Source organism: Pseudomonas uvaldensis (assembly GCF_021271205.1).
Lineage (GTDB): Bacteria > Pseudomonadota > Gammaproteobacteria > Pseudomonadales > Pseudomonadaceae > Aquipseudomonas > Aquipseudomonas uvaldensis.
In genome coordinates this window covers 21,119-32,026 of the sequence record NZ_JAIWKS010000003.1, presented here as the reverse complement: position 1 = coordinate 32,026, position 10,908 = coordinate 21,119, and the positions used below count along the sequence as shown (strand labels likewise).

Below are 10,908 nucleotides of genomic sequence, written 5' to 3'. Positions count from 1 at the left end.
TATAGAGGCGAATCAGAAAAGGGCTTCTACGCGGAAGTAGATCGGCGCCTCACGCTCGGTCAGGGCATCCGGGCGTTCCAGGGAATGGGCAAAGGTCACGCTGGCGCTCAGGTGCTCGCCGCGGGCGAACAGTTCGAGCGAGTTGCTCGACATCCGCCCATGCTCGTCGCCGTTGTAGCGGGTCCCGGTGATGACACCCTGGTCGTAACCCAGACTGGCGCCGTACTCGGCGAACACCGGGCGCAGCCATTGCAACGTGATCGGCCGGCTCCAGCGCAGGTCGTTGCGCCAGTAGCCGCCGCTGTCGCCGGACAGGGTCTGGTCCTTGTAGCCTCGGATGGACGACTGCCCGCCCAGGCTCATGCGTTGTGGGCTGAACAGCGCGTCTTCGCTGCGCTGGCCGGTCATCAGGCTGCTGAAGCTGAAGGACTCTCCCCACAGCTGGAACGGTTGCAGATAACTCAGGGTCGCGGTGTATTTGCGATAGCGCGCATCCGGCACCCCTGGACGCGGTTCATGATCGCCCTGGGCGTCGAAGGCGCCGATGCCTTGCTGCATGCCCAGGTCAAGGTTGACGAAGGCATTGCCGACCCGCCGGCCATGGTTGATACCGAACTGCGCCTCGCTGAGGCGATTGCTGCTCTCGCGAAGCTTGCTGTCTTCGATGAAGTTGTTGGTGCGCAGGTAGGCCAGGCCCGTATTGAGGGAGGTCTTGCTGAAAGCGTCGCGATGAATCACCCGTTCCAGACGCACCTGATGGCTCTGGTTGTCACCGTTTTGCTTGAAGTTGAAGCCGTTGGCCTGACCCAGCGAGCGGTACTCGCTCTGGATGTAGGTGTAGCTGACGTTCCACCAGCCAAAAGGCAGGTTGTAATAGAGCATCGCGTTGCGCGAGGTTTTCTGATGATCGCTGAGTGCATCATGGCCTCCACGCAAGGCCAGTTGATCGGCCAGGCCCAAGGGGCCGTCCCAATCGAAGGAGGCGCCCCATTGCTGCTCGCCAGTGTCTTTTTGCCCGTCGTTATGCCGCGACAGGCCGACGCGCCAGGGTTTTTGCCGGGTGTTCTGAACCCGCACCTCACTGCCGCCGACCTTCTGGCCGGGGGTCAGCTCCATTTGCGCCTGGTTCGATGGCAAGCGATTGAGTTGATCGACCATCTGCTCGATCTCTCGCAGGTTGAGCAGGTCGCCGGTCTTACCGGGAAAGGCCATCGCCAATTCGCGGTCCGACAACTGGCTGTTCTCGGCACCCTTCAAGCCTTCCAGCCGTCCCTCGACCACCAGCACTTGCAGATGGCCGCCCGACAGGTCCTGTTGCGGCAGGTACGCACGACTGGTGACCAGGCCCTTTTCGATGTAGTGGTCGGTGATGGCTTTGAGCAATTCATTGAGCTGCGGCACGCCCAGGCATTGGCCGATGTAGGGCTTGAGCAGCTGCTCGCGCTCACGGGCCGAAAGACTGTCGGCGCCCTTGAGCTCGATGGTCTTGATGGGGAAGCAACGGGTATCGACAGGGGCCGTCGGCTGGGTCGGCGTCGCCTCTTGGCCGGGCAGGTCCTTGAGTTCCTCAAGACGGCGGCGCTGTTCTTCGAGCAAACGATTCTGGCGCTCGCGGATCAGGTCCGTGTCACCGGGGGACAGTGTGGCGGCGACGGCAGTGTGCATCGCTAGAAAACACAGCGACGCAAAGACGAGCCTCGTCCTTAAGGCGAATACGGACATGTTCGATCCCTCGAAACAGAAGTGATAGCAATCTGGCGCGCATACCAGACCGTGCTAATCGCTTTCGGTTCAAAGAAGAGAGGAGTACATGCGAAAAAAGAAGACACATCTCACAAGACGCATCGAAAACAACCGAGAAGGCCTGAACCAGAGGGCTGCGGCAGGATGCGCCGGCTCATGAACTATTCTTCACCCCACGCCTGCGCGTGATTCGGTAAAGTCCTCTCGCTCATTCAAGAAACTAAGGTTTTAGCCCGCTCTCCCGCGGGCTTTTTTTTGTCTGGATTTCCGCTCTTCGCCTGCCTCCGTCGTCACACCGGGACGAGCGGCGAAATGCCGACGCCAAAAAAATTTTTCAGATCCCGGGCCAGCAGCCGATACAGCCCTGTTCACTTTTTTTGCTGGCTTAACAACAACAATCTTCCAGCCAACCGACGATCAAGCAGCACAACGTTCCTGGAGGAATTTGATGAATAGCTGGTTTGGCAACATTAGCGTCAACATGAAACTGGGCCTGGGCTTCGGCCTTGTGCTGATCCTGACCTGCGTCCTGGCCCTGACCAGTTGGACCAGCCTGGGTGGGTTGATCCAACGCAGCAACTGGATGAGCGACATTACCCAGCTCAACGCAGGCCTGACCAAACTTCGCGTCACACGCCTGCAATACATGCTGACCAACGGCGACGAGACCGCCGCACAGAACGTACAGACCACCCTGGACGCTTTCGTGGCGCAACAGAACGCCCTGCTCAGCAGCTTCAAGAGCCCGGAAAACGTCAGGCTGCTCAAAGAGCAGAACGCGGTCATCAGTGCCTATCAGGTTTCCCTGAACAAGATGCGCGGTGCCTACCGCACCGGCAATACGGCTCGCGATGCCATGGCAGCGAACGCCGAGATCGCCTACAAACTGATCGAGACGATCTACAGCGACGTGAAACAAATGCCGCTGAGCGACCAGCGCTTCGAACAGTTCCAGGCCATCACCCAGGCCAAGCAGGAATTCATGCTGGCCCGCTACGAAGTGCGCGGCTACACCGCCAACAGCAACGCCGACACCGAACGCAAGGCCGTCGCCCAACTGGACGCCGCCATCGCTTCGCTCAAGCCGCTGAACGAGCATTTCACCAGCACCCACTCGGATGAATTGCGTCAGTTGGAAAACGCCCTGACCCAATATCGCAGCGCCTTGCAAGCCTTCAAGCTGGCCACGGCCGATGTGGTGCAAGCGCGCAAGGAAATGACTGACCAGGGCACGACCATCGTCAGCCTGAGCGAGCAGCTGTACCAGATCCAACTCGACCGCCGCGACGCCGAAAGCGCCCAGGCCCGCACCCTGCAGCTGTTCAGCACGTTGCTCGCCTTGCTGGTAGGCATCATTGCCGCCGTGATCATCACTCGGCAGATTACCCGCCCGCTGAGCGAAACCCTGACCGTGGTCGAGCGCATCGCCAATGGCGACCTGTCGCACAACATCATCGTGACCCGTCGCGATGAGCTGGGCGTGCTGCAACAAGGCATCGCCCGCATGGGCGTGACATTGCGCGACCTCATCGGCGGTATCCGCGATGGCGTGACCCAAATCGCCAGCGCTGCCGAAGAGCTGTCCGCCGTTACCGAGCAGACCAGCGCCGGGGTCAACAGCCAGAAAGTCGAGACCGATCAGGTGGCGACCGCGATGCACGAAATGACTGCAACGGTGCAGGAAGTGGCGCGCAACGCCGAAGAAGCTTCCCAGGCAGCCGCTGCCGCCGACGGCGAAGCGCGTGCCGGCGATCAGGTGGTCAACGAGGCCATCGCCCAGATCGAACGCCTGGCCAGCGAAGTGGTACGTTCCACCGACGCCATGACCATGCTGCAACAGGAAAGCGACAAGATCGGCAGCGTCATGGATGTGATCAAGTCGGTGGCCGAACAGACCAACCTGCTGGCCCTCAACGCTGCGATCGAAGCGGCACGCGCCGGTGAAGCCGGTCGGGGCTTTGCGGTCGTTGCCGATGAGGTCCGTGGCCTGGCCCAGCGCACGCAGAAATCCACCGAGGAAATCGAAGGCCTGGTGGCCGGCCTGCAAAACGGCACCCAGCAAGTGGCCGCCGTGATGAACAACAGCCGCAGCCTCACCGACAGCAGCGTGGCCTTGACCCGCAAGGCTGGCGCATCGCTGGAGAACATCACCCGCACGGTGTCGAACATCCAGTCCATGAACCAGCAGATCGCCGCAGCCGCCGAACAGCAAAGCGCCGTGGCCGAGGAAATCAGCCGCAGCATCATCAACGTGCGCGACGTCTCCGAACAGACCGCCGCCGCCAGCGAGGAAACCGCCGCCTCCAGTGTTGAACTGGCCCGGTTGGGGAATCAGTTGCAGATGATGGTGAGTCATTTCCGGGTTTGATCATGACAAGCGCCCATTTCCCGAGGGAGAGGCGCTTTACCCGAACTCGCGTCTCATGGTTTCCAGGGATTGATTATTTCAATTCCTGGAAACTCAAAGTCCTTGGTATTACGTGTCGCAATGGGAGCTCCATGAACTCGGCAAATGGCGGCAATTTGCGCATCTGCCATACCCGCTGCCCTCCCCTTAGCCTCACATAATGCAACAATGGCTGCGTATTCAACTGCGGCATGGGCGTCGAAAGGCAGAATTCTGTCGGCAAAATCTTCTTCGAACATTGCCATCGCGTGAGATTCAAGCTTCTGCTTACGCTTGCCGAAAGGCAATCGAGCAATGCCATGCAGAATCTCCGCCACAGTGATAGCGCTGATTACCAGATCTATCGCAGGCTGCGAATCGATCCAGGCGAGCACATTCCCATCCGGCTCCGCACGCATGAACTCCGAGATAACATTCGTATCGAGCACTATCATTCAGACAGATCCACCGCACGGGCTTTTTCGCCACGCGAAGGCAGCTCCAACTCGACGCCCCCCAACTTACCGAACCTGTTTCGGATACGGCTTCCCAGCCCACCCGCTGGGCTTATTGGCGCTAAAGCACGTCCTAAAATCAGGCGCGCCTCCTCCTCCATGGAGCGTCCATTGTGAGCCGCAGCAATGCGTAGCTGCTCTTTGACTTGGTCATCAAGGTTACGAATAGTGATGCTGGCCATATTTGCCTCTCGCAATCAATGAAATCATTGATTTCAAGCTAAGGCATGACCGGTTAGCTTGTCCAGCTCTCTTTACACACAAATCCCATTGGTAAACACCAACCGATTCCCAAAGGGATCAATCACCGTCATGTCCTGGCTGCCCCACGGCATTGCCTGGATCTGCGGGCGGGCGAAGGGGTATTGGCGGGTGAGCAGTTGCGCCTGGAAGGCTTCCAGTTCGTCGGTTTCGATGCGCAGCGCCGAGCCCGGTGTGCAATCGCCGTGGTGCTCGCTCAGGTGGAGCACGCATTCGCCGCGGGAGACTTGCAGGTACAGCGGGAAGTCGTCCCCGAAGCGGTGTTGCCAATCGACGGTAAAGCCCAGGAAGTCGACATAGAACGCCAGTGCCTTGGCTTCATCGAAGATCCGCAGGATCGGGGTGGTTTTACCAAAGCTCATGGGGTGCTCCCTGGCTGAATAGGCCCAGTCTAGGTGGGTTGACCCCAGTGCTTCGGCCTTGGCTCCGGCTTCTTTAGTGTCGCAGTGCCATTATTGTGACGCCAATCAAAACGATATCAGCCACTTACGCCACCCGATGGGCTGAATCCCAAGCGCAGATCGCCCTCGCGCGCCAGGAACCGCCCTTCTCGACGTCCGTTTGCCTGCCCTTCGAGATAACTCAGGACACCATTGACCCACACCCTGTCGATACCTTCGGCAGCCCGTTGCGGTTCGATGAAATCGGCGACGTCGCGAACGGTCTGTGGATCGAACAACACCAGGTCCGCCCAATGTCCTTCACGGATTTCGCCGCGTGCCTTCAGGCCGAAACGCGCCGCTGAAAGACCGGTCATCTTGTGCACGGCGGTGTGCAACGGAAAAAGCCCGACGTCGCGACTGAAATGTCCCAACACCCGTGGGAAGGCGCCCCACAAGCGCGGGTGCGGAAACGGATCTTCGGGCAACCCGTCGGAGCCCACCATGGACAGCGGATGAGCCAGGATCCGGCGTACATCACCTTCGTTCATGCCGTAATACACCGCACCGGCCGGTTGCAGGCGACGGGCCGCCTCCAGCAGCGACACGTCCCATTCGACAGCGATCTCTGCCAGGTCGCGCCCGCCCATGCGTGGATGAGGTGTCGACCAGGTGATGGTGATGGGATGGGCGTCGGTCACCTGCTTGAGATCGAGCGTCGAAGAGCTGGCAGCGTAGGGATAACAGTCACAACCAACGGGATGGGTACTGGCGGCATTTTCCAGGGCGGCGAGCACCTGTGGGCTACGCCCCCAGTTACCGGCGCCGGCGCATTTGAGGTGGGAAATGATCACTGGGCTCTTCGCCTGACGGCCAATCTGGAAGGCTTCGTCCATGGCTTCGAGCACCGGTTCGAATTCGCTGCGCAGGTGAGTGGTGTAGACCCCGCCGAATGCGCTCAACTCCTCGGCCAACTGCATGACTTCGTCGGTGGAGGCCGAGAAGGCGTTGGCGTAGGCCAGGCCGGTGGACAAGCCCAGCGCACCGGCCTCCAGACTTTCGCGCAGTTGCCGACGCATGGCAGCGATTTCTCCCACGCTGGCCGTACGCAACAGATCGTCCATGTGGTTACTGCGCAGCGCGGTATGCCCCACCAGTGCCGCCACGTTGACCGCTGGCGTGGCGGCCTCTACCGCCGAACGATAATGGCCGAAGCTCGGGTAGGCGAACGCCTCGGCCGGGCCGAGCAGGTTCATCGGATCCGGCGGCTCGCCCCGCAAGGTGACCGGTGATGCACTGATGCCACAGTTGCCGACGATGACGGTGGTCACGCCTTGACTCAGTTTGGGCAGCATCTGCGGTTGGCGGATCACCACCGTGTCGTCGTGGGTATGGACATCGATGAAGCCCGGCGCCAGCACGCGGCCGGCGGCGTCCACCTCCTCGATGGCCTGCGCATCATGCAAGGCGCCAATGCGCTCGATACGGCCGGCGCGAATCGCCACGTCGGCGACGTAACCAGGGGTGTCACTGCCGTCGATCACCAGGGCATTGCGAATCAGCGTGTCGTACAACATCTCAGTCTCCCAGCGGCAGATCGTCGTCGCCGCCTCGGTAATCGTCGAGGGCGAGCTTGACCCGCCGCAGACGCTCTTGATTGTCTTCGGGATGAGCCAGGGCAAGCTCGGTGGCGAGCACATCGATCGCCAACAGCATGCCGTAGCGGGCCGCCGTGGGTTTGTAGATGAACGAGGTTTCGGCGCCTTGCAGGGGCAGCACCACATCCGCCAGCCCGGCCAGGGGCGAGTCGGCACGGGTAATGGCCAGGATCGCCGCACCGTAGCTGCGCGCCACCTCGACGGCCGCCAGCAATTCCGGGGTAATGCCGGTGAGCGAACAGGCGATGACCAGGTGTTCCTCACTCAGCGAAGTCGCCGTGATGCGCATCATCACCGGGTCGCGACACGCGGCAATCGGATAGCCAAAACGCACCAGCCGCACCTGGAGTTCCTCACTGCACAAGGCCGACCAGCCACCCAGCCCGAATGCATGGATCATCCGCGCTTTGCCGAGCAGCCGCACGGCATCGCTGAATCGCGACTCTTCGAATGCCGACAGGTGTTGGCGCAGGGTCGACTCGATGTCGCCGACGATCTGCCCATAGAACGCCGACTGCTCCGGCGCGCCGGCCGGGTCGAGAAACCGGCTGCCGACGCCGCTGGCCTGGGCCAGTTGCAGGCGCAAGTCCCGCAGGTCCCGGCAGCCGACCGTACGGGCAAAACGCGACAGCGTGGCGCTGCTGACTTCGGCACGCTGGGCCAGTTCTTCGAGGCTGGCGGACGCGGCGAAGCCTACGTCATCGAGCATCAGGCGGGCGATCCGTCCTTCGCCGGCGCTGAAGAAATCCTGGCGCGAGCGGATCTGGTAGAGGATGTCCATGACGACTCCTGTGTAATGGCGCGGCGATCAGAGCACGTATGCAAGGCCCAGAGTCAGACCGAACGCCACCAGGGAGATCAGCGTTTCCAGCACGGTCCAGGTCTTGAAGGTTTGTGCGACGGTCATATTGAAGTATTCCTTGATCAGCCAGAAGCCACCGTCATTGACGTGGGAAAAGATCACCGAGCCGGCCCCGGTGGCCAGTACCAACAGTTCAGGATGAGGATACCCCAGGCCTATCGCCACGGGCGCCACGATGCCCGATGCGGTGGTCATCGCCACCGTGGCCGAACCGGTGGCGACGCGCATCAACGCAGCGAACAACCAGCCCATGACCAGTGGAGACAGCTGGAATTCCTGGGCCAGCCCAACGATCTGCTGGGTGACGCCAGCATCCACCAGGATCCGGTTCAACCCGCCACCGGCGCCCACCAGCAGGGTGATGCTGGCAGTCGGGGCCAGGCATTCGTTGGTGAACTTGAGGATCGAGTCCCGGTTGAAGCCTTGCGCCAGGCCGAGGGTCCAGAAGCTGAGGATGGTTGCCAGCAGCAAAGCGATCACCGAGTTGCCGATAAACTGCAGAAACTGGTTGAAACCGCTCCCTGGCGTGGAGATCAGGTTGGCCCAACCGCCGATGAGCATCAGGACCACCGGCAGCAAAATGGTCCCCAGGGTGATACCGAACCCTGGCAACCGGGCCCGAGGCTCGCGGTCGAGAAACTGCCGCTCCAGCGGATTCTCGGCTGGCAGTTGGATACGGGGCACGATGAACATGGCGTAGAGCGGACCGGCGATGATCGCACTGGGAATGCCGATCAGGATTGCGTACAGCAACGTCTGCCCCACCAAGGCCTGGAACGCCTGCACCGCCAGCATCGCCGCCGGATGCGGCGGCACCAGGGCATGGACCACCGACAGTCCCGCGACCATGGGCAGCCCCACCATCAGGATCGATACGCCGACACGTCGGGCCACGGTGAACGCGATGGGCACCAGCAACACGAAACCCACTTCGAAAAACAACGGCAGCCCCACCAGGAAGGCGATGCAGACCATTGCCCAGTGGGCGTTGCGCTCGCCGAAACGCTCGATCAGCGTCTGTGCCATGCGCTCCGCCCCGCCGGACTCGGCCATCATCTTGCCGAGCATCGTACCCAAGGCCACCACCAACGCGATGTGCCCCAGCGTCTTGCCAACGCCCGCCTCGTAAGCCCCGACCACCCCCGCCGGCGGCATTCCGGCCAGCAGCGCAAGGCCGATGGACACCAGCGTGATCACGATGAACGGGTTAAGGCGATAACGGGCGATCAGTACAATCAACGCAATGATGGCGATGGCTGCGTAGACCAAGAGCCAATAACCGAAAGCAGGTGCCATGCGGTACTCCTCGAGCGGGTCACGTCTATGAGTTGTGAAACTCATAAATCATCTCGACGAGCGTTTTTCAAACGTACTGAAAGTAATTTTCGTGCCTGGGTAAGGAATGTCGCTGATGGCAATGCCAGAACGGCATCCATGAAAATCCGCCAAGAAACTTTCACATTCGGTGACAAGGGGATTTATCCCCACTGATCTGCGAAGCAGCCCCATGAACCGACCGTTCGCCAATCATCGAAACAACCGCCCAACCGCTGGCCGCCTCACCTTCAAATCCGTACCATCGCCCCCCTGTTTTTGCACACTTCTCCGGCAGCCGTTCTTCAACCGGCGCCCAATCAGGTCATTCATGAAACCAGCACGTCTTCGCGCCGACGCCCTCGCCGGCCTCACCACGTCCTTCGCCTTGCTCCCCGAGTGCATTGCCTTCGCCCTGGTGGCGCACCTCAACCCGTTGATGGGGTTGTATGGCGCTTTCATTCTCTGCACGCTGACGGCGCTGTTCGGCGGACGGCCGGGCATGGTGTCCGGCGCGGCGGGATCGATGGCGGTGGTGATCGTCGCGCTGGTGGTGCAACACGGCGTGCAGTACCTGTTGGCCACCGTGCTGTTGAGCGGCTTGATCATGCTGGCGTTCGGGCTGTTGCGGCTGGGCAAGCTGGTACGCATGGTGCCGCACCCGGTGATGCTCGGCTTCGTCAACGGCCTGGCAATCGTCATTGCGTTGGCCCAACTGGAACATTTCAAAAACGCCGACGCTTGGCTGAGCGGCGCTCCGCTGTACTGGATGACGGGCCTGGTGGCCGTGACCATGGCCATCGTCTATCTGCTGCCGCGCCTGACCCGCACCGTGCCGCCGGCCCTGGTGGCGATCCTGGGTGTCGGTGTGGCGGTCTACCTGCTGGGCCTGCCTACTCGGACGCTGGGCGACATGGCACACATCGCCGGCGGCCTGCCGGTCTTTGCCTTGCCGGACCTTTCCTGGAACCTGGACACCCTGCGAATCGTGGCGCCTTACGCTGTGATCATGGCGATGGTCGGCTTGCTGGAAACCCTGCTGACCTTGAACCTCACCGATGAAATCACCGAAAGCCGCGGTTATCCGGACCGCGAGTGTGTCGCCCTCGGCGCGGCGAATATCGCGTCCGGTCTGTTCGGCGGCATGGGCGGCTGCGCCATGATCGGCCAGACGGTGATCAACCTCAGCTCTGGCGGTCGTGGCCGCCTCTCCGGCGTGGTGGCCGGGGTGATGGTGCTGCTGTTCATCCTGTTCCTGTCGCCCTTGATCGAACGCATCCCCCTCGCCGCACTGGTGGGGGTGATGTTTGTCGTAGCGCAGCAGACTTTTGCCTGGGCCTCGCTGCGGGTGATCAACAAGGTGCCCAAGAACGATGTGCTGGTGATCGTCGCGGTGACCATCATCACCGTGTTCACCGACCTCGCCGTCGCCGTGTTGTGCGGGATCATCATCGCGGCGCTCAACTTCGCCTGGCAGCAGGCCCGCGAGTTATACGCCGACACCTATCTGGAAGCGGACGGCAGCAAACTGTATCGCTTGCATGGCACGCTGTTCTTCGCCTCCACAACGCCGTTCCTCAACCAGTTCGACCCGGCCAACGATCCGTCCCTGGTCACGCTGGATTGCCGTCACTTGCGCTTCGTCGATTACTCGGCCATCGCCGCGCTGAAAACCCTGCGCGAGCGCTATGGCAAGGCCGGCAAGCACCTGCGGGTGTTCCACTTGTCCGAGCGCTGCAAGCAAATGCTCAAGCGCGCAGGCGTGCACCACGACTGAAGCCCCCCACAG

At 61.4% G+C, this 10,908-nt stretch carries 9 protein-coding genes; 2 read left to right on the top strand and 7 right to left on the bottom strand.

All coding sequences use genetic code 11. The annotated features are described in order from the left end of the window. Window positions 1-12: 12 nt before the first annotated feature. The gene (locus LCU97_RS06605; RefSeq protein ID WP_408636357.1) at window positions 13-1,722 is read right to left on the bottom strand and encodes a ShlB/FhaC/HecB family hemolysin secretion/activation protein; all 1,710 of its coding nucleotides are present in this window, start codon (window positions 1,720-1,722) and stop codon (window positions 13-15) included. Between the two features lie 469 nt (window positions 1,723-2,191). Between LCU97_RS06605 and LCU97_RS26975 the strand changes: the two genes are divergently transcribed. Beyond that, window positions 2,192-4,111, top strand: coding sequence for a HAMP domain-containing methyl-accepting chemotaxis protein (locus LCU97_RS26975; RefSeq protein WP_232775951.1), 1,920 nt, complete (start codon window positions 2,192-2,194; stop codon window positions 4,109-4,111). Between the two features lie 53 nt (window positions 4,112-4,164). Here the strand turns inward: LCU97_RS26975 and LCU97_RS06595 are convergent, their stop codons facing one another. The 6 genes from LCU97_RS06595 to LCU97_RS06570 form a co-directional block, all read right to left on the bottom strand. After that, the gene (locus LCU97_RS06595) at window positions 4,165-4,584 is read right to left on the bottom strand and encodes a type II toxin-antitoxin system VapC family toxin (protein ID WP_053152051.1); all 420 of its coding nucleotides are present in this window, start codon (window positions 4,582-4,584) and stop codon (window positions 4,165-4,167) included. Beyond that, the gene (locus LCU97_RS06590; RefSeq protein ID WP_053152049.1) at window positions 4,581-4,826 is read right to left on the bottom strand and encodes a FitA-like ribbon-helix-helix domain-containing protein; all 246 of its coding nucleotides are present in this window, start codon (window positions 4,824-4,826) and stop codon (window positions 4,581-4,583) included. The genes LCU97_RS06595 and LCU97_RS06590 overlap by 4 nt, the downstream gene beginning before the upstream one ends. Window positions 4,827-4,898: 72 nt before the next feature. Next, the gene (locus tag LCU97_RS06585; protein ID WP_232775950.1) at window positions 4,899-5,267 is read right to left on the bottom strand and encodes a glyoxalase superfamily protein; all 369 of its coding nucleotides are present in this window, start codon (window positions 5,265-5,267) and stop codon (window positions 4,899-4,901) included. A 116-nt stretch (window positions 5,268-5,383) separates the two neighbouring features. After that, window positions 5,384-6,862 carry an N-acyl-D-amino-acid deacylase family protein gene (locus LCU97_RS06580; RefSeq protein WP_232775949.1) on the bottom strand — a complete coding sequence of 493 codons (1,479 nt, stop codon included), beginning with the start codon at window positions 6,860-6,862 and terminating at the stop codon, window positions 5,384-5,386. Between the two features lies 1 nt (window position 6,863). Continuing rightward, window positions 6,864-7,724: a MurR/RpiR family transcriptional regulator gene (locus LCU97_RS06575; RefSeq protein ID WP_053152044.1), complete on the bottom strand. Its 861-nt coding sequence runs from the start codon at window positions 7,722-7,724 to the stop codon at window positions 6,864-6,866. Between the two features lie 27 nt (window positions 7,725-7,751). Beyond that, window positions 7,752-9,101: a GntT/GntP/DsdX family permease gene (locus LCU97_RS06570; RefSeq protein ID WP_232775948.1), complete on the bottom strand. Its 1,350-nt coding sequence runs from the start codon at window positions 9,099-9,101 to the stop codon at window positions 7,752-7,754. A 349-nt stretch (window positions 9,102-9,450) separates the two neighbouring features. Here LCU97_RS06570 and LCU97_RS06565 point away from each other — a divergent pair, with 349 nt between their 5' ends. Continuing rightward, the gene (locus tag LCU97_RS06565) at window positions 9,451-10,896 is read left to right on the top strand and encodes a SulP family inorganic anion transporter (protein WP_232775947.1); all 1,446 of its coding nucleotides are present in this window, start codon (window positions 9,451-9,453) and stop codon (window positions 10,894-10,896) included. The last annotated feature ends 12 nt before the right edge of the window (window positions 10,897-10,908 follow it).